General features: G+C 36.8%; 17 protein-coding genes, 1 tRNA gene and 1 pseudogene. 15 read left to right on the top strand and 4 right to left on the bottom strand.

Translation table 11 applies throughout. From position 1 onward, the window contains the following. Positions 1 to 555, top strand: a complete 555-nt coding sequence (locus tag J4Q03_RS00560) for a hypothetical protein (protein ID WP_426046308.1) — start codon at positions 1 to 3, stop codon at positions 553 to 555. Positions 556 to 783: 228 nt separating this feature from the next. Here the strand turns inward: J4Q03_RS00560 and J4Q03_RS00555 are convergent. Then, positions 784 to 854, bottom strand: a tRNA-Gln gene (locus J4Q03_RS00555). Between the two features lie 255 nt (positions 855 to 1109). Between J4Q03_RS00555 and der the strand changes: the two genes are divergently transcribed. Further along, a complete protein-coding gene (der, locus tag J4Q03_RS00550; protein ID WP_111961019.1) occupies positions 1110 to 2420 on the top strand; it encodes a ribosome biogenesis GTPase Der in 1311 nt (436 codons plus the stop codon). Between the two features lie 81 nt (positions 2421 to 2501). Continuing rightward, positions 2502 to 3155, top strand: a complete 654-nt coding sequence (gene upp / locus J4Q03_RS00545) for a uracil phosphoribosyltransferase (protein WP_426046307.1) — start codon at positions 2502 to 2504, stop codon at positions 3153 to 3155. Between the two features lie 163 nt (positions 3156 to 3318). Here upp and J4Q03_RS00540 read toward each other — a convergent pair whose 3' ends face one another. From J4Q03_RS00540 to J4Q03_RS00530, 3 genes are all read right to left on the bottom strand, one after another. Continuing rightward, on the bottom strand, positions 3319 to 4008 hold the full coding sequence (locus tag J4Q03_RS00540) for an alpha/beta fold hydrolase (RefSeq protein WP_426046306.1): 690 nt from the start codon (positions 4006 to 4008) through the stop codon (positions 3319 to 3321). A 233-nt stretch (positions 4009 to 4241) separates the two neighbouring features. Beyond that, on the bottom strand, positions 4242 to 4895 hold the full coding sequence (locus J4Q03_RS00535) for a ComF family protein (protein WP_426046305.1): 654 nt from the start codon (positions 4893 to 4895) through the stop codon (positions 4242 to 4244). A gap of 102 nt (positions 4896 to 4997) precedes the next feature. Continuing rightward, entirely contained in the window at positions 4998 to 6482 is a 1485-nt protein-coding gene (locus J4Q03_RS00530) for a helix-turn-helix domain-containing protein (protein WP_426046304.1), read from the bottom strand. Between the two features lie 124 nt (positions 6483 to 6606). On the opposite strand from J4Q03_RS00530, the gene aceB reads away from it, so the two are divergent. The 12 genes and pseudogenes from aceB to J4Q03_RS00470 all read left to right on the top strand — a co-directional run bounded on the left by aceB (position 6607) and on the right by J4Q03_RS00470 (position 23254). Beyond that, on the top strand, positions 6607 to 8184 hold the full coding sequence (aceB, locus tag J4Q03_RS00525) for a malate synthase A (RefSeq protein ID WP_426046303.1): 1578 nt from the start codon (positions 6607 to 6609) through the stop codon (positions 8182 to 8184). A gap of 219 nt (positions 8185 to 8403) precedes the next feature. Continuing rightward, positions 8404 to 9684 (top strand): isocitrate lyase, encoded by a 1281-nt coding sequence (aceA, locus tag J4Q03_RS00520; RefSeq protein WP_426046302.1) that lies wholly within the window; start codon positions 8404 to 8406, stop codon positions 9682 to 9684. A gap of 124 nt (positions 9685 to 9808) precedes the next feature. Further along, positions 9809 to 10195 (top strand): acyl-CoA thioesterase, encoded by a 387-nt coding sequence (locus tag J4Q03_RS00515; RefSeq protein ID WP_426046301.1) that lies wholly within the window; start codon positions 9809 to 9811, stop codon positions 10193 to 10195. Between the two features lie 258 nt (positions 10196 to 10453). Then, entirely contained in the window at positions 10454 to 12019 is a 1566-nt protein-coding gene (locus J4Q03_RS00510; protein ID WP_426046300.1) for a T9SS type A sorting domain-containing protein, read from the top strand. 9 nt (positions 12020 to 12028) lie between these two features. After that, on the top strand, positions 12029 to 14851 hold the full coding sequence (locus tag J4Q03_RS00505) for a hypothetical protein (RefSeq protein ID WP_426046299.1): 2823 nt from the start codon (positions 12029 to 12031) through the stop codon (positions 14849 to 14851). 10 nt (positions 14852 to 14861) lie between these two features. Beyond that, positions 14862 to 18434, top strand: coding sequence for a DUF6443 domain-containing protein (locus tag J4Q03_RS00500; protein ID WP_426046298.1), 3573 nt, complete (start codon positions 14862 to 14864; stop codon positions 18432 to 18434). 3 nt (positions 18435 to 18437) lie between these two features. Beyond that, positions 18438 to 18968 carry a hypothetical protein gene (locus J4Q03_RS00495; RefSeq protein ID WP_426046297.1) on the top strand — a complete coding sequence of 177 codons (531 nt, stop codon included), beginning with the start codon at positions 18438 to 18440 and terminating at the stop codon, positions 18966 to 18968. Positions 18969 to 19156: 188 nt separating this feature from the next. Further along, on the top strand, positions 19157 to 20254 hold the full coding sequence (locus J4Q03_RS00490) for an RHS repeat-associated core domain-containing protein (RefSeq protein WP_426046645.1): 1098 nt from the start codon (positions 19157 to 19159) through the stop codon (positions 20252 to 20254). 9 nt (positions 20255 to 20263) lie between these two features. Continuing rightward, the gene (locus J4Q03_RS00485; RefSeq protein ID WP_426046296.1) at positions 20264 to 20659 is read left to right on the top strand and encodes a hypothetical protein; all 396 of its coding nucleotides are present in this window, start codon (positions 20264 to 20266) and stop codon (positions 20657 to 20659) included. A 203-nt stretch (positions 20660 to 20862) separates the two neighbouring features. After that, positions 20863 to 21268 (top strand): annotated as a pseudogene (locus tag J4Q03_RS00480) (RHS repeat-associated core domain-containing protein); the annotation flags it as partial. A gap of 867 nt (positions 21269 to 22135) precedes the next feature. Continuing rightward, positions 22136 to 22657: an STM3941 family protein gene (locus J4Q03_RS00475; protein WP_426046295.1), complete on the top strand. Its 522-nt coding sequence runs from the start codon at positions 22136 to 22138 to the stop codon at positions 22655 to 22657. Positions 22658 to 22726: 69 nt separating this feature from the next. Continuing rightward, positions 22727 to 23254, top strand: a complete 528-nt coding sequence (locus J4Q03_RS00470; protein ID WP_426046294.1) for an STM3941 family protein — start codon at positions 22727 to 22729, stop codon at positions 23252 to 23254. Positions 23255 to 23409 lie beyond the last annotated feature (155 nt).

Below are 23409 nucleotides of genomic sequence, written 5' to 3'. Positions count from 1 at the left end.
ATGAAATATTTAAGCTTAGCATTCTTCATTTTCTTATTGCAGTCTTGCAAAAAAGAGAATTATACAGAATTAACTAAAGAAAATGGAACTACCACAAAGACGACCTATAAAAAAGGAAGATTGGTTAGTTCAGAAGTATATAATAATTCTAAGAAATTAGATAGTAAATACTTATATAATAATGGAGTTGTAGTTAAAATATACCAATATTATCCTAATCAAAAAGTAAACTCTTATTCTTACTTACATAAAGCTCCTAATAATTATACAACGAAAGTATATTATAAAAGTGGTAAAATTTCTAATGAAGGAGAAGGTAATTTTTTTAAAAATAAAGCCTTATATCTTAGAAAAGGGCCATGGATTTTTTACAGTAAAACAGGAGAACCATATGCTGTATATACATTTACTCATGATAGTGAAAATCAATACATAAAAGGTGAAATGCTTTTTGATACGATTAAAAAGAAAATTATCCGAGATGTAATATTTGATCCCCCTATTTTGTCTGAAAAGGAGACAAAAGAAGTTGTTCATCTTTTTAACCCTAAATAATCTTATTAAAGCCGCTCAACGAGTGGCTTTAATAAGATTTATCCCCGCTCCCGCACGATTGCATCGTGTGGAGATAAAAATAAGAGGCTGTCTCAAAAAGTACCTTATTTCTTAACTCCTGATAATATACGGAAATCACACAAAGATAAATTAATACAATATCAAGCCGATTAAAACTTAATCAAAATGAAAAAGCAATCAACTGTAAACCAGGAGATTGCTTTTATGTAGACCCACAGGGATTCGAACCCCGACTGACGGTACCAAAAACCGGAGTGCTACCGTTACACTATAGGTCTGCTTATTTTGGTGGCGCGAAATTATAAAAAATTATTTAACTGAAAAAGTATTTTTTTGAGGTTGATAATAAAAAAAACAATGTTCATCTATAATTGTATGATTTTTAATTGAATAGATGAATGATGATTGGGGTATAAATTTATTTCAGAAATTGTACTTTTTCATCAGCTAAATAATAAAATCTTATCTTTGCAAAAAATTGGGCTCCAAAAGTTGGAGATACCCATTAATAATTTCATTTATTAAACATTTTTATGTCAAATATTGTCGCAATCGTTGGGCGTCCCAACGTAGGAAAATCCACACTTTTTAACCGTTTACTAGAAAGAAGGGAAGCCATCGTAGATTCTACGGCTGGTGTTACCAGAGACCGTCATTACGGGAAATCTGACTGGAACGGAGTAGATTTTACAGTTATAGATACCGGCGGATATGATGTAGGAACGGATGATATTTTTGAAGAAGAGATCCGTAAGCAGGTTCAGCTGGCAATAGACGAAGCTACATCCATTATTTTTATGATGAATGTAGAAGAAGGCCTTACTGATACCGATTACGAAATTCACGAACTTCTTAGAAGATCAAACAAACCCGTTTATATCGTTATCAATAAAGTAGATTCTGCCAAAGAGGAAATAAACGCTACTGAATTCTACCAGTTAGGAATTGAAAAATATTACACTTTATCTTCAGCTACAGGCTCCGGAACAGGAGAAGTTCTGGATGATATCGTTAAAGATTTCCCTACAACAGATTATAAAGATCCTTTCGAGGGATTGCCGAAAATTACAATCGCAGGCCGTCCCAACGTTGGTAAATCTACTTTAACAAATGCTTTACTGGATGTAGAAAGAAATATCGTAACAGATGTTGCGGGAACTACAAGAGACAGTATCCAGACCCTTTATAATAAATTCGGATACGAATTTGTTTTAGTGGATACTGCCGGAATGAGAAGGAAATCTAAAGTAAATGAGGATTTGGAATTCTATTCCGTAATGAGATCTATCCGTTCTATTGAATTTTCAGATGTTGTGATTATTATGGTGGATGCAACGCTGGGCTGGGAATCTCAGGATATGAATATTTTCGGTTTAGCACAAAAGAACAGAAAAGGAATTGTTATCGTTGTGAATAAGTGGGATCTTATTGAAGATAAGAAAACCAACACCGTTAGAGATTTTGAAAACTCAATTAAAGAGAAGATCGGTCAGTTCAGTGATATTCCAATTCTTTTTGTTTCAGCATTAACGAAGCAGAGAATCCTGAAAGCTGTGGAAATGGCAATGGTTGTGTATGAAGACCGTAAGAAAAAGATCAAAACTTCAAAGTTAAATGAAGTAATGCTTCCTATTTTTGAGCAGACTCCGCCACCGGCCAACAAAGGGAAATATATTAAAATCAAATACTGTGTACAGCTTCCGACGCCGTCACCGCAGTTTGTATTTTTCTGCAACCTTCCTCAGTATGTAAAAGAGCCTTACAAAAGATTTACTGAAAACCAATTGAGAAAACAGTTCGGATTTACCGGAGTTCCTATCGAAGTGTATTTCAGACAGAAATAAAAAATAATCCCTTTTAGATTTTTCTAAGAGGGATTTTATTCATATTAAATTTAATATTTTAATAAAAGTTTTTTCAGAATAATGAATACAATTGTATTGTCAAAACAATTTTCTTTAGTTAACTCCTGGATCAATGAGCTTAGGAATATAGACATCCAGCATGACAGAATGAGATTCCGTAGAAATATGGAACGTATCGGTGAAATTGCAGCTTTTGAGATCAGTAAACAACTGGAATATAAAGAAGTAGAGATCCAAACCCCTTTAGATAAGATTAAAGTTCAGGAAATAGTCGTTCAGCCGGTGATCACTACAATTTTGAGAGCTGGTGTTCCTTTGTTTGAAGGAATCCTGAGCTACCTGGACAGAGCAGACTGTGGTTTCGTTGCAGCTTACAGAAAGCATGATGCCAATGATTACTTCTCCATCAAGCAGGATTATCTTACCTGTCCGAATATTGAAGGAAGACCACTGATCGTAGCAGATCCAATGCTGGCAACAGGGGCATCATTAATTGAGGCGATCAAAGACCTGTTGACCAACGGAACTCCGACTCAGTTACATATTGTAGCGGCAATTGCGTCCAGACAGGGAGTGGAAACCATCGAAAAAGCTTACCCTGAAGCGAAAATTTGGGTAGGGGCCATCGATGAAGGATTGACATCAAAAGGATACATCACACCAGGACTAGGTGACGCCGGAGATTTAAGCTACGGTGAAAAACTCCAGCGATAAATACTAAGAGCCCGTTTAAATTTTCTTCAATAATTATTATGCAGAAATAATACTGAAGAAAAATATTTCTCCCGCAGATTAAGTCGTTGTAGCAGATTTATTTCAGTTATAAAAATCTGCGGAATTTGCCAAATCAGCGAGATTTTAAAAATTTAAACAGTCTCTAAGAAAGGTTCCAGAAATCTTTCATCAGATCAAATAATAAATTAGGCCGTACTTTTTCCATAGGATGTTTGGTATCCGGAAGTATGGCCAATTTTGCATTCGGAATACTGCGGAAAGCACTCAGGCTTTCCTCTATACTTACCATATTGTCCTTGTCTCCCGTCATAATCTGTACAGGAATGCTAATCGCCCAAAGGCTGCTTTCATTCAAAGGAGGATTTTTACCCAGTGCAACCATCATCTCTGCAATGGCAGGCAGAAGCTGTTTCCATTTTGCACCGTGCTGATTTTCCAGCTGCTCTGCATATTTCGGAACTTTCAGAAGAATAGCTTCCGGATCAAGCATTTTGCTTTCCTTTAAAGCCTGCTCTTCAGTCCAGTCGAATTTTGTACCCAGAGTCATAATCGAATTGATTCTTTCAGGATATCTTAGCGCACAGCAAAGGGCTGCATAGCCTCCCATACTGTGTCCAAAAATACAGACATCCTTTACATCTTCTTTTTCTAAATAATCCTTTATTTCCTCAGTGTATTTTTCAATGCTGATCGCATTTTCCGGTAGTTCTGTATTTCCGTGCCCCGAAAATAAAAGTGTATGAATATTGAAATACTTTGAAAGCTCCTTTTCATAAGGCTTAAAAATATCACTGTGTCCCAACGCACCGTGCAGCAAAAGCAGATTTTTCATAATCAATAGTTTGCCGGAAAATTAAGAAAAAGAATCGGAAGAGAAAAGGTGTTGAGTGGAGAGTTTGAGAGTTTGAGAGGTTTAGAATTTGAAGGGTAATAGTGTTGGTTTTAATAATCATGTAAATCACAGGTATCCCACTTGGAAACCTTAAACTGTATTTTCCTTCTTTTAAGACTCTCAAACTCTAAACCTCTCAAACTCTCAAACTCTCGAACCCTCATACTCCTTTACTACGCATCCACCGCCATTACCAAAACACTCACCTTGTTGTTTCCCGCATTTAAAATCTCCCAGGCAATAGATGATACAGTGTTTCCGGTAGTAAAAACGTCATCAATTAAAAGAACGTGTTTTCCGGAAATCGGTTTTGAAAGAGAAAAAGGATTCACTGTTTCCAGGCGGTGTTTCTTATCTTTTAAAGCCTGCGCTTTTGAATAATGGTTTCTTTGAATCAATTCATGGTCAAATGGAATCTGATAAAATGTAGACAATGCCTCTGTAAATAAATGCAGCTGGTTGTAGCCTCTTTCTCTTAACTTTTTGGGATGAAGCGGAACAGATACGAGAATGTCAGGTTTTTCATCCCTGAAGTCCAGACGTTCCACTGTCCATTCAGCAAGAGTCTTACCCACTTTTTCTCTGCTTTTGTATTTCAGTTCATGAATAAGTTTCCTGGTCAGGCCGCTTTCTTCAAACTTCATCAATCCATAAGTGTTTTCAACGGGAAACAGAAGTCTGCATTTTTCTTTGATGATATTTTCACTGAAATAATCAAAATGGGTAAAATGAATCTGCTCAAAACATAAGCTGCAGACTAAAAGATCTGCATCTGTGATCCGGCTGCATTCAATGCATCGGTTGGGGAAAAATAAATCTAATATCATTGGTGTTTTTTTTAAATAAGAAGTTAGAAATTAGAGGTTAGAAGCTGGATGTCGAAGTTTTAATTTTGCAACTATCAACTATCAACTATCAACTATCAACTATCAACTATCAACTATCAACTGCTTCCTGATCTTCTCAATGGCGTTCTTCATACTCAGGTTAAAGTGCTCCTTTTCCAGCCGGACCGGTGGTGCCTGCCTCACCTCACAATCCGGAATACTGCAGGATTCGCAGGTAACTCCTACATTAATTGTTTTTAAAGTCGGAGATTTTATAAAACCGATCTTTTTTATAGTTTGTGTATTTAATAAAATTCCCAGACAATAACTCCTGTTGCTTCCGTCCGAAAAAGGATTTTTCTGTGATGTTGAAATAACAAGATAGCTGACTCCCTGATCTTTATAATGCGAGATCTGGGCATCTGTAAGCGTTTCGTTTTCCTTTAAATGATGCAGGTTCTTTACGGCGATCCATCTCCGGCAGTAATGCTCGTTGGTCGCATTGGCATGCGGAGCCTGCTGATGGTTAAGGTGAAGTTCCTTTAAGATCTGGATCTTATCCGAATCCTTTTTCTTGACTAAGCACAGATAAAATAAATCTTTAATGCCCAATTCGGAAGAAAGAAGATTGGTGAGCCTGTAATAAAAAGTTTCAGGGGAATCTGTAAAGCCTGCGATCAGTTCCTCAAAGCTTTTTGGCTCCCAGGTATGCTGAAGGAGAAATTCAGTGGTTTTTTCCAGAGTCTGTTCTTTAGAGATCAGTAAAGCTCCGGCGAAATACGAAGCATAAAAATTGTTCAGAATTTTCTCAAAACTTCCGAAATCCAGCCATGAATAGGTGTTCGGACGGATCTTTAATTCCAGGACACTGAATCCTATTTCCTTGGCCAGGATAAATGTTCTCTGATCTTTTTCAAGTTTCCGGTTCAGCAGAAGGAGCTTCTGTTCGGGAATAAAAAGAGAACGCAGGTTGTCCAGAGTGCCGAACTGTTCAAAATCTTCCGACCTTATGCGGTAATTGAACTTTTCAGTAAGAATGCTTTCCAAAACAGAGGATCTCAGGTCTTTACTGGCATCCAGTCCGTTTTCCCTGATGAATTCCATCGCCTTTTCTTCAATTTCAGGGAAATAATTATCGTAAAGCTCCTGGAAAGACCTGAGCACGGCAAAATAAAAACGCTCCTTGCCCAAATTATAATTCTGGGAGATTTCAATAAGTGCATTGATAAATGCGGTTACCTTTTTCGGAGCATCGCTGATAATGCTGATGAGATTGTTTTTGCTGATGCCAAAAAGATCCAGCGGAACCTCCTTGAAAAAATCCGATTGCAGGATCTCGTTAAAAGGAGCTAAGCTCTTATCCAGCTTGGTAGAAACCAGTTCATCAAAAGTACAGCCTAATGATTCCGAAAGCTGGATGATTTTATCATGCTTGGGATATTTCTTTCCGTTTTCAATTTCATTTAAATAAGATTTCGACAGGCCCGTCTTTACAGCAAGATCCTGCAGAGACCAGTTTTTCTTTTGCCTTAGCTGTTTCAGCTTCAAACCGAACACGGTTTTGATAAAATCACTTTCTGAATTCATAATCAAATATAAAGAATGAATGCGATTATTCGCATAATAAATTTTAAAAATAATTAGCGAACGTTCGCTAATTGTGAATATTTTTATTTATGTTTGTAAGATCAAATCACAAAATCAATAGGTTATGGAAACAGAAACTCAATTACAAATAAAAGCTCAGAAGCAGTTTGGAGAAATTTTCACTCCGGAACTGACAGATTTTTTAGTGGCTCTTCATCAGAATTTCAACCCAAAAAGATTGACGCTTTTAGAAGAAAGAAAAAAAACACAGCAGTTTTTTGATTCGGGAAATCTTCCCGGCTTTTTACCTGAAACCGACGAAGTGAGAAACGGTAGCTGGAGCTGTGCGCCACTTCCCGCTGATCTGTTGGACAGAAGAGTAGAGATCACAGGGCCTGTAGACCGGAAAATGATCATCAATGCATTAAATTCCGGGGCATCAACTTTTATGGCTGACTTTGAAGACAGCAGTTCGCCAACCTGGGAAAACTGTATCCAGGGACAGATTAATCTTGCAGATGCAGTGCAGCGGAATATAGATTTCACTGCTGAAAATGGGAAATCTTACCAGCTCAACGAAAAAACAGCTGTTCTTCAGGTACGGCCAAGAGGACTGCATCTTCCGGAAAAGCATATCGAGATCAATGGGGAGGAAGCATCCGGCTCACTGACAGATTTTGGAATTTATTTTTTTTCTAACGCCGAACACCTGTTGAAAAACGGGAGCGGCCCGTATTTCTACCTCCCGAAATTAGAGCACTACCAAGAAGCCCGATGGTGGAATGACGTTTTTGTTTTTGCCCAAAATTACCTGGGGATTCCTGAAGGGACTATTAAAGCTACTGTTTTAATAGAAACGATCACAGCTTCTTTTCAGATTGATGAAATTTTATTTGAATTAAAGGAACACAGTGCAGGTCTGAACTGCGGAAGATGGGATTACATTTTTTCATTTATCAAAAAATTCAGAAACCTTCCCGAATTTACGGTTCCTGACAGAGATCAGGTAACTATGGCTTCTCCTTTTATGAGCGCTTATTCAAAAAGAGTGATCGAGATCTGCCATAAAAGAAACGTTCATGCGATTGGAGGTATGGCCGCACAAATTCCTGTAAAAGATAACTATGAAGCCAACAGTCTCGCTTTTGAAAAAGTGCGTAATGATAAAAAACGTGAGGTGAAGAACGGCCATGACGGAACCTGGGTGGCACATCCCGCTTTAGTGTCTGTTGCAAAAGATGTCTTTGATCAATATATGCCGGAAGAAAATCAGATTGATAAAAAATTTGAATACCATATCAAAGAAACCGATCTGCTGGAAGTTCCGCAAGGTCAAATTACCGAAAAGGGAGTAAGGAAGAACATTAATGTAGGTATTCTTTACCTCGAAAGCTGGCTGATGGGAACCGGTGCGGCGGCCATTTACAATCTGATGGAAGATGCTGCCACTGCTGAGATTTCAAGAACACAAATCTGGCAATGGCTGAAAAACGACGCCAAACTTGATAACGGTCTTGTTCTGACCCGTGAAATGTTCCTTCAATGGGAAGCTGAGGAAATAGAACATATAGAGAAATATGTAGGCGAACAGCGTTTTAAAAACGGAAAATTCAATTTAGCTAAAGAACTTTTCAATGAACTGATATTCTCAGAACAATTTGAGGAATTCCTGACTTTGAAAGCGTACCCGTTTATTGAGTGAGTATTTTAACGTGGGAGAGTTTTAGAGTAGGAGTGTAAGAGTGTTTTTAGTGTAAGAGAATTGACGTGTAAAAAAGCGGAAAGATTCTGTTCTAAAAAAGTCTACTCATAACTCATATCTAAACTTATCACCCAACCTACTCTAAAACTCACAGACTCTAAAACCCTCAAACGCTCTCACCCTCAAACTCAAATCTAACAAACAATAAATCCAAATATTATGAAAACAAGACAAGAACAAATCCAGGCTATAGAACAGGACTGGCTGAATAATCCCCGCTGGAACGGAGTAAAAAGAACGTATACGGCGGAAGAAGTATTGAAGCTTCGCGGTTCTTATACGATTGACTATACCATTGCGACAGAAATGGCCAAAAAATTCTGGCACAAACTGAATAACCAGGATTATGTGGCAGGGCTTGGTGCCTTAACCGGAAACCAGGCAGTTCAGGAAGTGGATGCGGGACTGGAAGCTATATATCTTTCAGGATGGCAGGTGGCTGCTGATGCGAACCTTTCCGGGGAAATGTATCCCGACCAGTCACTCTATCCGGCCAATTCAGTGCCTTCTGTAGTAAAGAAAATTAATAATGCTTTATTAAGAGCAGACCAGGTGCAGTCGGTAAGTGGAAACGGAAATAAGGAATATCTGGTTCCGATTATAGCAGATGCAGAAGCAGGATTCGGAGGGAACCTTAATGCTTTCGAACTGATGAAGCAGATGATCGAGGCCGGAGCAGCAGCAGTTCATTTTGAAGACCAGCTTTCTTCAGCAAAGAAATGCGGACACTTGGGTGGGAAAGTTTTAGTCCCTACTCAGGAAGCTATTAATAAGCTGGTTGCGGCCCGTTTAGCAGCGGATGTTTTGGGTGTGCCAAGTATTATTATTGCAAGAACAGATGCAGATGCGGCAGATCTTCTGACTTCGGATATTGATGACAGAGATAAAAAATTTGTAACCGGAGAAAGAACCTCCGAAGGCTTCTACGTGGTAAATAATGGAGTGGAGCAGGGTATTGACCGTGGTCTTTCTTATGCACCGTATGCAGACCTGATCTGGATGGAAACATCTAATCCTGATCTGGAGCAGGCAAGAAAGTTCGCAGAGGGAATTCATGCACAGTTTCCGGGAAAGATGCTGGCATATAACTGTTCACCGTCATTCAACTGGGCTGCAAGGCTTAGTGTGGAAGAAATGGCTAATTTCCGCGAAGAGCTTGCAAAAATGGGTTATAAATTCCAGTTTATCACGCTGGCAGGCTTTCATGCTTTGAATACGGCGATGTTTGAGCTTGCTTTGGCTTATAAAGAAAGAGGAATGGCAGGCTATTCCGAACTTCAGGAACGTGAGTTTGCCCTTCAGCAGAAAGGATTCAGAGCAGTAAAACACCAGTCATTCGTAGGAACCGGGTATTTTGATGAGGTTCAGAACGTAGTAACTAACGGTTCTTCGGCAACAGTAGCCATGAAAGACTCTACGGAAACGGCACAGTTTCATTGATTATTTTCCATATTAAAATAAAATTTTTCAGAGGTGAACCTTCTCAGTTTTGAGAAGGTTTTTTCGTTTGAATAAATAAAAAAGCTTAAAGTCCCTATATTTGGTGATTAATGAAGCCGAAAAAATGGACTTAATATATCAGAAACAGATTCAGGTTACGGAAGAACATATAGACCGGAATAACCATGTCAACAATGTGCAGTATGTGCATTGGGTAGAAGAAATAGCGGGTGAGCACTGGGAAAAAGTAAAGGAAAAAACAGAGTATCCGGAAGATATATGGATGCTCGTTGATCACCATATTCAATATAAAAAGCAGGTTTATCTTGGAGATGTGATCACCGTTAAAACTTATCCAAAAGCTCCCGAAGGAATCCGGCAGCCCAGAAAAGTTGAATTTTATTGTCATGATCAGCTTGTCGTGGATTCAAGTACACTTTGGGTATTGGTTGATTCGAAAACTCAGAAAATTAAAAGACTGGAAAGCGACTGGCTGGATAAGCTTCTGTAATGACGTGTGATTATATGAACTGTTATTGAATATAATGAGTCATAGGGCTTATTATAGAACACTGTTCCTCCAATTATACATAACTATCATCATATTTTGTGGTATCATATTGATAATACGACACGCTTTGTCGTTTTGCCTATAAGCACGTAATAACACTGAAAGGGATAAATTTTAGATTAAATCACATTAACATGACTTGCGCGTGTTAAAAAAATGTTAAATTTGCAAATTATACTAACTAATATACACAAATAGATGAGAAAACTCTACATGAGTGCATTTACGATGTGCACAGCCTTAGGCCTATCGGCCCAGAAAATAGTATGGCAAAAAGACATCAAATCCTCTACTCAGGATTTCTTAAGCCAGGTGACGACAACCATAGATCAGCAGTATCTGATTATAGGAAGCAGTATCCAATCCAGTACCCTTCGGAAGCCTCAGGGCACAGCTGGAAAACAAAACAATGGCTACGATTTCCATTTAGTCAAGCTTAACCAACAAGGCGAAGAGGTCTGGGAAAAATATTTCTCCGGAAATAACCACGACTATCTTTCTGCTTCCATCGCTACTCAGGAAGGAGGCTTTCTTTTGGCCGGGACTTCTTATTCAGGGAAAGGACTTGATAAAAAAGACGATTCCAAAGGCGGATCCGATATTTGGCTGATTAGGCTTAATGAATTCGGAGATGAACTCTGGCAGAAAACATTAGGATCAGCATCCGATGAAGAAGCACGATCAGTCATTCAAACAACAGACTTAGGATTCTTTGTAGCTGGAAATGTCACCCTTCAGGCTCAAGGGCCTACTAAAGGTTACGGATCCAAAGATGTTTTGGTTGTAAAACTTGATAAGAATGGAAAAGAACTGTCTCAGTTTATTTTAGGCGGGAAAGGTTTGGATGAAGTTGAAAAAATAATTCCTACCAAAGATGGAGGTGCCTTGCTAGGGATCTATTCCAGAAGCACGACAGGCGGCTCAAAGAAAACAGAAAACTTTGGAGAAGGAGATTTTTGGGTGATCAAGCTTGATCAAACCGGAAAAACAGAATGGGAAAAGAATTTTGGAGGAAAAGGAGATGATCACCTGAGAACGCTGGCTTTAACTTCAAATGGATACATCATTGGCGGAGAATCAAGATCCGAAAGATCAGGGAACAAAACCGCAGGTATAGAAGAGGGAACCGATTTATGGTTGATTTCTTTAAACGAAAGAGGTGAAGAAACATGGCAAAAGTCTTACAGTTTTGGAAATAGAGATATTCTGATGGGAACGAGTGTTCTTCATTCGGCAGATGGCAGGTCTTCAAAAGGAATTTTACTTGGTGGTTACACACAGGCAGAAGGAAAAATTGAGACTGATGATGAAACCTTCTGGATGCTTTATCTCAATGCCGATGGAAATGAGCAGTGGAGAAAGCATGTGAAAGGTGAATCCAGAAAGCGGGAAGAGAGACTTTCTGATATAAAATTAAACAGGGATGGTTCCATTATTCTGGCAGGAACCAGCGCAGAGGAACTTGGAAAAGAAAACTGGAAGATTGTAAAGCTGGGAGATAAACAGCTTGATCAGTTGATTGAAAAACAGGACATCAAGATTTATCCAAATCCTGTTTCAGATTATGCTTATGTTGAAATCGGTTTTGAATTTAAAGAAGCGGATATTTTGTTGTATGATATGGGTGGAAGACAGCTTCAGAGTTTAAAGGCAAAGAATAAAGTGACAAAGATTAACACTCAGAATTTGATTCAGGGCGCTTATCTGGTGACGATAAAAACGGATATGGGGAAAACGGCAAATGCTAAATTAATTAAAAAATAAAACATAACTATGAAAAAGTACCTATTAATGTGGGCAGTATTACTGATATCTGCCGATAATTATTATTCCCAGTTGGGAATTGGAAATGGAGGAATGGTAACATCGCCTATTGCCTCACCTTCTATGTCCTCTATGTCTACATATTCAGATATTCCAGTATCATTGGCGAGTGGTCTTCCTGAGATTAATATTCCATTACTTAATGTGCCTTTGACAGATAAGGGAATAGGGTATCCTTTTAACTTAAGCTATAATCTGAACAACCTCTTGGAATCAGAAACTGCCGGTGATGTGGGCGCAGGATGGTCATTCTTTGGTACTAGTGTTATCTATAAAAAAATTGTGGATGAAGTTGATGAATGCTATTTTAATAACTCTAGTAATGAATATAATGATATATATTATTACAATTTTCCGGGTGCCTCTGGCAAGTTCAGAATAAAAAGGGATGTTACCAATAATACATTTTCATTAATCAATCTTACTCCAGATCATTCCAAAATAGAATATATAAGAGATAATACCGACACCAATACATTCAGAGCCGAAAGTTTTTCTATTACCACAGACAATGGCTACAAGTATATTTTCAACGAGTTTGATTACAGCCGAACTACATGCGGTTATACTGATGGCGCAACCTATAGATTTAAATCTGCCTATTTTTTAACTAAGATCTTAAGCCCTTTAAATACGGAAGTGGCTTCTTTGGAATATGAAAAGAAAAATGAGGTATCGGGCGGGTATATTATGTATCAATACTGCAAGCTGAAGTCAGTAGCCACGCCCAGCGGCAAGGTAGTACTGGATTATATATACAATGATGCACTTAAGGAAACGGTAAATGATCCTTACAGCCTTGAGAAAATTACCATGAAAAACCCGGCAGGGCAAACTGTATATTCCTATGATCTCAATTACAGTATAGCAGATTTTCCGGCGAAAGCCTCTGAAAGGAAAAGACTTTTGAATTATATCCGAAAGAATGATAAAAACGGGCAAAGAGTAGAACAAACCTCATTTGTATATTCTGATTCTCAAATGCTGAAAAGAATCATCTCTCCTACAGGAGGTGTTACCGAATATAATTATGAAGCCAATGAAAAATTCTTTAATTATAATGATCCCAATTATTTACAGGGATTAGAAGAATACAGCTATAACCCAGATTTTCAAATCAGCAGTAACGTTGCTTCCCTAGCGGTAAACTCTTCTCAAAGTATGTCTTATAACTTTACAATTCCCGGTGATAGTAATAAAAAACAATATTTTAGGGGGGAACTTAAAATAACCCATCAATATCCTCCAAAAGATGACGATGATTTCCCGGATCTTCCAGGACTTCCTGATCTTAATGTTGCAAATACCACTCCACCAAAGCGCCTTAAAATGAAATTAAAAAGAGGTAGCGAGGTTATATTTGATAATATGATTGTGAATGGCAACTACTTACAGGAGTTTAGTTTTTCCAGTAAGCCAGGGGATTATACGGTAGAATTCATATCTATCGAGGGACTAAACGGTACAGGAACCATTAATATATTGGGAGCCATGCTTCGCCCCGGTCCTTTTAGAAATTCCATGCCCGCAACGGGTTACAGAATAAAAAATACCAAATTCTATAAAAATAGTTCGGACACAAATGCTGAGCGTACTATTAATTATGGATATGATTCAACTGATATGGTCAACAGCACCAGCGGATACGAATTCTATAATGAAGCAGATACTGGCCAGTACAGCAACTCTTCTTATATTATTTATAATAGCGTAAAAGTTTCGGAAACAGGCAAAGGATATATTAAGAACAGATTTAAAACAGCGAATGATTATCCTAAATATCAGACTGGAGGAACTCAGCTTGAACCTGTTTACTTCTGGCCTTACTATAGGATAACCAAGCAGGGGCTTCCTTTTAAAAGGGAAATCTATGACGAGCAGAATAATCTTTTGTCCAGTGAGGAAAGTGAGTATGAACTTGATTATTATTCAACAGACGAATATGCTGTAAATGCCCCCGGTGGAAAGTTCTCTTCTAAGCCCGCTTATGTAAAGAAGACTCTTAACAAAAGTACCGTATATTATAAAGACGGAAAGAAGCTTGAAAACTCTTCTGAAACACATATCGAAGGAAATGCTTTTAAGCCGGTTTACACAAAATCCATAGTAGATGGTGAGGTGAGTGAAAGGTTTATGACCTATCCCGTGAATCTGCCGGGGTACAGCCAGCTGGAAACAGCATATATGACGGGCAGCCCGGTAATTGTTGAAGAAAAGCAGAGTGGCAAAACACTTTCAAAGGCAACAACGAAATACAACGCTTCCTCTCTTCTCCCCTCCTCTATTATATCAACCAATATCCATGACGGAAGCGTAAAGGAGCATATGAAAATGGACCTGTATGATGATAAAGGTAATTTACTGCAGGTTACCAATGCTGTAGGTTTTCCTACGGCTTTTGTATACGGTTATCATAAAACCCAATTGATTGCCAAAGTAGAAGGGGCAACCTATGCCCAGATATCATCACTTGTCTCTGCAATTGTCACTGCTTCGGATAATGATAATCTCAATGGAAGTACTGAGCCTGCATTATTGCTGGCACTGGATAATTTTAAAAAGAATCCGGCATTAGCTGGTTATTTGGTTACCACTTACACCTATGATCCCTTAATTGGGCTTACAAGCATGACTTCACCGTCAGGCATGAGAGAAATATATGAGTATGATGATGCAGGGAGACTGAAAGTGACCAAGAGAATGGATAAAGACAACAGTGGAACTTCAGTACCGAAAAAAATAAAAGAGTATCAGTATAACTACAAACAATAATACAAAACAAATGAAAAAAATTCTAAATATATTAGGGATATTGTTTGTAATATTCTCTTCTGCACAGGCCAATCTTACCAGTACCGAAAACTATATATACAGTAAAACATGCCTGAATGACGACTGCTCCAAAAAATCTGAAAGCGTACAGTATTTCGACAGCTGGGGGAAACCCATCCAGGTCATTGACATTAAAGGATCCCCCACAGGAAAAGATGTGGTGGGGCATATAGAATATGATGCTTTCGGAAGAAGGGTGAAGAATTATCTCCCTGTTCCTCAGGCAGGAACCCAGAATGGACTTCTTTATACCTCTCCGCTTTCCAATGCTCCCGCAGTCTATGGTTCTGAAAAGATCTATTCGGAAAGCATTTTAGAAAGCTCCCCTTTAAACAAGGTATTGCAGCAGATACAGGCAGGAACAGACTGGAGCAACAAACCCGTAAATCTTGTCTATGAAGCCAATGCTGCCGGAGATGTATCTAAATTTACAACCACTACAAGCTGGGAAAACGGGGCTACGAAAAGTATTCTTTCCAATTCCGGGACCTATGCTGCCGAAAAACTGTCTAAAAATTCTGTCATCGATGAAGACGGCAATAAGACTGTAGAATTTAAAAACGCAAAAGGACAGGTTGTTCTCATCAGAAAGTTTGACGGAAGCAGCCCGGTGGATACCTACTATGTATACAACGAATACAACCAGCTTGCGTTTGTACTTCCGCCCAATGCTGTAAACAAACCCATTACAGACCAACTGCTGAATGACCTGTGCTACCAGTACCGGTATGACGGCTGGAACAGGCAGGTAGAAAAGAAAGTTCCCGGAAAAGGCTGGGAATATATGGTATATGACAAAGCTGACCGTTTGATTTTGACTCAGGATGCCAATATGAGATTGACCAACAACTGGATTTTGAATAAATATGATAAGTTTGGACGTGTAATTTGTACAGCTATGATTGCAGGATTAAGCAGAACGGCCTGGCAGGATCTTATTAAAGGTATGATAATTACCGAATACAGACATGCCACTGGTTTTACTAAAAATGGGATGACGTTTTATTATTCAAATGATTATTTTTTCGCAGATATACAATCTGTTTTAAGTATTAATTATTATGATACCTATCCTGCATACAGCTTCAATCCGCCAATGCCTGCAGCCATATTCGGAAGCCAGATCCTCACGGATAATATGACGGCAGATTTAAATACCAAAGGTTTACCTGTGATGAGCCTGGTTAAAAATATTGAAGATGATAACTGGACCAGGAGTTATATCTATTATGATACCAAAGGCCGGGCAGTAGGAACCTATTCTGTCAATCACCTGGGTGGCTACACCAAAACCGAATCCGAATTTGATTTTGCCGGTCTGGCAAAGCAAACCAAGGTATATCACAAAAGGCTGGATACTGATACGGAAAAAGTAATTACACAAACTTTTTCTTATGACAGCCAAAACAGGCTATTGGTACATAAACATAAAGTGGATAGCAATCCTGAAGAGATCCTTGCTCAGAACGAATACAACGAACTGTCTCAGCTGAAAACGAAGAAAGTAGGTGGAACAAACCCTTCCTCCCCACTTCAAACCATCGATTATTCTTATAATATCAAAGGCTGGCTTACTAAGATCAACGATCCTACAAACCTCAACGGAAAACTTTTCGGGTATGAAATAAAATACAATAATCCTGTCTATACTAATATGGCGGGAGGAAAATACAATGGTAACATTGCTGAAGTAGACTGGAAAACTTCCAATGACGGTATGCTGAGAAGATATTCGTATCAGTATGATGCGTTGAACAGACTTGCAAACGCCGCTTATTCTGAACCCAACTCATCCGTTCCGCAAAATAATTTCTTTAATGAAAGCATGAGTTATGATATGAATGGTAATATGGTATCATTGCAAAGAAATACAAAAAGCATTGCTTCTACAGCAGAGCAGATCGATAAGCTTAACTATTCCTATTCAGGAAACAGGCTGTCATCTGTTACTGATATTTCTGCCAACTACAAAGGCTATCCCGATGTTTCAGGCAATACCATTGCCTATGATGACAATGGGAACATGAAAGATCAGAAAGATAAGGGGATTTTACAGATCTATTACAATCATCTTAATCTTCCTTATTATTTAAAATTTGATCAGTTATATCTTACAAGAGGAGTTTGGCAGAATGTGAACGTTAACTATACCTACAGTGCAGATGGGACAAAGCTTAGGAAGATTTATAAATACAGTGAAAATTCTGCTTTTAAGCAAAAAACGACAGAATATCTGAATGGTTTTCAATATGACGTGATTTCCACAAATACTGATCCTTTACTTAAATTTGTTCCTACCGCTGAAGGCTATTACAATTTTGAAAATAATAAGTATATTTACAGCTATACAGACCATCTGGGAAACGTACGTGTGAACTACACGAATAACGGTTCCGGAGCTGCGATCATTGAAGAAAACAATTATTACCCGTTTGGTTTAAAGCATGAGGGATATAATACATTAACAGGAAATCCTGCTTACAATTATGGTTACAATGGCAAAGAGCTGCAGAAGGAAACCGGCTGGAGTGATTATGGAGCCAGAATGTATATGTCAGATATTGGCAGATGGGGTGTAATAGATCCATTAGCAGAGCAAATGCGAAGATATTCTCCGTATAATTATGCCTTCAATAATCCGGTTAATTTTGTTGATCCTGACGGAAGAGCACCCTATAACCCAAGAGATGTATATGGAGAGCATTCTGCTTTCAATGGAGACTATGACTCTAATGCAACCTTATCAGGATATACCGGGATGGGAGGTTCTTATGCTAATTACTTTGCTAGTGATGCAGGAGGTGGAGCAACCACTTTTGGACAGACACAGGCGTATAGAGATCTTATGGATGTCTACTATTCTCCTGGAGGAACAGGAGGTCTAACAAATATTGGAGGGGTTTTAAGATGGTGGACAGATTATACTGATCCTGACCCAAATGTTACAGGGATTGGAACACTAGGAATGCTTAAATTAAAAATATCTGGTATAGTTGATGATTGGTACAATATAGGTGGAAAAGGGAATTGGTTCTTTGGAGTTGGAGCTGCTTTAGCTGGTGCAAAAGGAGGTTTAAATTCAGAACGAATGTATGGAGAAGGTATCAGGAGAGGGTTATCTGGAAATTATCCGTTAACAGGGAGAAATCTTAGTTTGTTCGGGAAAATGCCTGCAACAAAAGCATCTATGCCTATTTCTTCTTTAGCGAAATGGGGAGGTATTGCAGGGAAAGCAAGTTTTGGAGCAGGAGTAGTTATGGATGGCATAGGAGTTTATAATTATTATAATAATCCAGATTCTAAAAATAAAGTACATCCAGCAAAAGCAGGATTAAATACAACAATAGGTGCTTATGGTTTAACTGGTGCAGGCACTATACCTGCATTATTATATTTTGGAGTTGATGCACTTTATCCTGGAGGATGGGAAGGATATGGAAATGATTATCAAAGTATACAATCCCAAAATGCAGCTATTATTCCTGGATTTATTACAGCTCCTTATGGTTCACAAAAATTTTAAATTATGTCAATTAAAAAATTATACTATTATTTATTCTATAAAATATATAAAGCTATCATTTATACTTCTACTCCTTTTGGAGATTTTTTGAGTAGTTTTAAGGCTGGTTTAGTTTTAATAGTTTTACAAATTTGGAGTTTTTTATCAATAATAAATTATTATACAGTGATAACGGGAAATACAGTAGAACTATCTATTTCTATGCCTATAATGTATATTCCTTTAATTATCATTATTGGTTTTAATTATTACACTTTAGATTATTTAGATATATGGAAAAGTTATAATCAGGAGTTTGATCAATTACCTAAGAAAAAGAATACAATTGGCAGTTGGATTGTAGTTTTAATAGTTTTAATAATAATTGTGAACTTTATTTTTTCATTTTATTGCCTAGACCGAAAAGCAAGAAAAGACCAAGTAGGGCCTTATGTACCAGAAATTGTGGCAAAAGAAAGAATGGAAGATTCTCTGCTGAAGGCGCAACAAATTAAAAAACTTAAAAAGATATATGGCGAGGATAATAAGAAATAAAATTCAAATATAGAGTTATTATCTTTAGGCTAAAAGTTTACTTCTTATATTCTTTTAACAAAAATAAATAATTAGGGTATTGAAATCAGTACCCTAATTATTTATAAAAATAAGTTTTTGCCAAAAACAGCGCAGGCGTTCTCGAAGTTACGGATACCAATAACTTTTACCTATTTGGATTAAACCATATTGGAGGCTCTTCTTCTTCTAATTTTGGAAACTATTACAGTTACAAGTACAATGGAAAGGAGATCCAAGAGACGGGGATGTACGATTATGGAGCCAGAATGTATATGTCAGATATTGGCAGATGGGGTGTAATAAATCCATTAGCGGAGCAGATGAGAAGGTTCTCGCCTTATAATTATGCTTTTAATAACCCAATCAGATTTATTGATCCTGATGGGAACAGTCCAAGAGATACATATGGAGAGCATTCTGCTTTCAATGGAGATTTTAATCCGAATTCTTCGTTATCAGGATACAATGGAATGGGTGGTTCTCATGGGAACTATTTTGCTTCGAATACCGGTGGTGGTGGAGGAAGTGCTTGGGGATATGATACGAAAACTTTTGGAGAAACCCAAGCGTATAGAGACCTTATGACATCACTTCAAAATGGAGGAGACTTTTCGCTTAAAACTCATAACGGATATATGAGCTGGTGGACAGGAGGAGCTACCGGAGATGCTACCACTTCTCAGGAAATGATAGCGCATGTGTTGAAGCTCTCCGGATCTTATATTGATAATATAGATTGGCATAAAACTTCTCAAGGGCTTAGAACTTGGTCTGGTTATGCTTTTTCTGCCAATAAATTTGTTTTTCAACCGGCGGCTGACAGAGCAGCACTGTATGGAGCCGGTAAAGCCTTTTCAACAACTAATTTAGTTTTTGAAAAAACTTTACCAAAAATATTAGGTTCTCCAAAAATATACCTGCCGATAATGGAAATAAGCGCGGTAGGTGCACAAAGATTAGCGGTAGGAACCAGAGTTGCAGGAACGGCATTAGGAATAGCGGGAATAGCTTTAGCAGGTTATGATATTAAAAATAATGGAGTAACTACATCTAATTCATTAGATCTTGTGATGTCTGTATTGGCTGTTTCACCTACAGGTTGGGGGCAAGCTATAGCAGGAACTTATTTTCTTGCCAATGGAATTACAACACTGGTAACAGGGAAGGACATAGGACAACACATTGAAGGTGCTGCTAATACCTATTATAATAATGGTGTAAGAGCAGAAGAACAAAGAAAATATAACGCAGCCATGGGCTATTAAAAAAAATATATGATACTTATCGATTACTTATACTACCAAATAGTTAATTTTTATCAACATTTTAATAAAGACGGAGCAGAAAAAGGCTACGGAGTTGTAATAGCTTGCGGGTTACCTTTCTTGAACATAATATTTATATTAATGTTTCTAGATCATTTTTATGATACAAACATTTTGCCATCAAATAAATATGTTATATTAATATATTCTTTACCCATTATTTTATTGATTGGATTAAGGTATTGGAAATTTACTTCTTATGAACAAATTAAAGAAAGAATACAAAATTTCAGAAAAACAACAAGAGTAATTGCTGATATCCTATTAGTTATTTATGTGACTATTTCACTATTAGGATTTATATTTTTTAGCCTTTATCTAGGCTCATTAAAGAATACTTTTTAACATTAGGCAATGTTTCAAAAATGTTGGTTTTCTTTACTAATCAATATTAACGAGAAATAATAAGTAATAATTTTATAGAATAGAGTGATCGTTTGGTCACTCTATTTGTTTTTTAACAGAAAATTGGAGTCCTTATGCAGGTAAAAGTGGTCATGTTTCAGACAAGTTAGTAATACAGTTAGCGATAAATAATTTTTGAAAATAATAAGTATATTTACAGCTATACAGACCATCTGGATAGACGAATAAAAGAGAATCTTTTATGAAGGCTACGAACGTAGTTCTGTACGTGTGAACTACACGAATAACGGTTCCGGAGCTGCGATCATTGAAGAAAATAATTATTACCCGTTTGGTTTAAAGCATGAGGGATATAATACATTAACAGGAAATCCCGCATACAATTACGGTTATAATGGCAAAGAACTGCAAAAAGAAACCGGATGGAGTGATTATGGAGCCAGAATGTACATGTCAGATATTGGCAGATGGGGTGTAATAGATCCATTAGCGGAGCAGATGAGAAGGTTCTCGCCTTATAATTATGCCTTTAATAATCCGGTTAATTTTGTTGATCCTGACGGAAGAGCACCGTATAATCCAAGAGATGTATATGGAGAGCATTCTGCTTTCAATGGAGATTTTGATCCCAATTCTTCACTATCTAATGGTGGGGGTAATTTTGGAGGAATCTTCCAGAATTCTTTTTATAATAGTGGTATGGGAAGTATTATGGGAGGTAATACTTTTGGAGAAACACAGGCGTATAGAGATTTAATGTCAGGACGAACTAGCAGTATAACAAACAGTAATGGTTATTTAACATATTGGACCGGAGCAATGAGCTCAAGTGGATCTCCAATAGGTGATGAGATGAATGTAGATTATGATCTAGGTGTAATTCACAAGCTACGTTTAATGGATGATAATACGGTAGATAATTTAAATTTTATCAATGACAGAATTGGAGATTTCGGTTCTTTACTTGAACTAACTAGAACCCAGGGTGGTTCAATAGCTTTTTGGACAACACCTATCAGAAGTAGGGCTTTTGATGGAATTACATATTCAAGGCTTCGATTGGAATATTATAGGAATAATTGGGGCGGTAATGGTTATACAGGTGCTACGACAAGCGTTGCTAAATATATTGGGAAAGGCGCTTTAGTTGGGCAAATAGCTTTAGGTGCGATAGAAATTGGAAATGGTGCAGGTAAGGATTATAATGATTATTATAAGCAAGGTGGAACAGGTGGAAAGAATGCAGTTATAGCTAGTGTTAAAGTTACTACAGGAGCTACAATGGGTTATCTAGCTGGAATTGGAGCTGGTATGGCATATGGAGCAGTGATGGGGTCTTCCTTTCCTATTGTAGGAACTATTATTGGTGCCATTGTTGGAGGTGTTGTTGGATATTATTCAAGTGAGTTTGTGGGAGGGTTAATGGAAAAAAATATAGAATAAATTAAAATAAGAATGATCATAATTAATAAAAACAAAAATTATTTTAAAACTATCTTAGTAATAGTTTTAATACTGTGTGCATTATATTTTTTAGGATTTAAATTTTTGCAATATCCATCTGAGCATACTTATTTTTTACTTCCCACCAAAAATTCGGTTATAATATTCTCTATATTCGGAATTCTAGGATGCCTTCTAGCTATGTATTTAATTTTGAAAACTATTTTTAGAAGAAATGCTTTATTAAAAATAGATAATAGTGGAATACTTAATGGCTTTGCTTTTTATAATAAGAAATTTATAAAGTGGGAAGAAGTAGCTAAAATAGAATCTATTACATATAACGATAATAAATATATAGGTATCTTTCTAAAAGATCCTCAAAATACTGAAAAAGGTATAAATTACTTTCTATACAAAATGAATGAAAGTTCTATGGGAACAGCTCATATAATTTCTTCAGCAGATTTAGATTGTAGTTTTGAAGATTTAAAAAAAAATATCTTTGAATACTGGGAGAAATATAAATATTAGCATATTAATAAAAGCCAATTTACATTGGCTTTTATTGTGATTGTCAAAGGACTATAATAGAATATAATAATGAAAATAGAAAAAAATGTTTTTAAAATAGTGACCATTTTAATGCTAATAGTTGCACTATTTGTGTGGTGTGTGATTACAGTTCAAAACCCTGAAAAGTATACGTTTGTATTGCTGCCTTCAAAATATTTAGTGTTGATTCTATCTAGTATAGGTATGATAGCTATGATATATTTATTTAATTTTTTTATAAGATTAATTTTTAACAAAAAAGCTTTTTTTGAAATTAATAAAAAAGGAATATATAATGGATTAGGCTTTACTAAAGAAAAAAAAATAGAATGGAATAATATTGAAAAAGTAGATGTTATAAATTATAAAGGGATACCAAGAATTAGAGTTAACTTATATAATTATCGTCCTTTTATTGAAAATACAGATTTTGTAACAAAATTTATATTGAAACAAACTGTTAAAGATTTAGGAACTCCTGTTATAATTGATAATGTTTATTTGAAATGTTCTTTTGATGAGTTAAGCAAAAGGATTCTTGACTCTTGGGAGAAATATAAACACAAATCTGCTTAATTTATGTCAGATATTATTTTAAAAAAAAATAAACCAAAATATTTATTTTTTATAGTGTTGCTTTCGGGAATATGGCAATGTTTCAAAAATGTTGGTTTTCTTTATTAATCGAACTTAACGAGAAATAATAAGTAATAATTTATAGAATAGAGTGA

The sequence above is a fragment of the Chryseobacterium sp. NFX27 genome (genome assembly GCF_049887855.1).
Classification (GTDB): Bacteria; Bacteroidota; Bacteroidia; order Flavobacteriales; family Weeksellaceae; genus Chryseobacterium.
The sequence above is the reverse complement of the archived record's forward strand: the minus strand, read 5'-3'. Positions and strand labels throughout refer to the sequence as shown.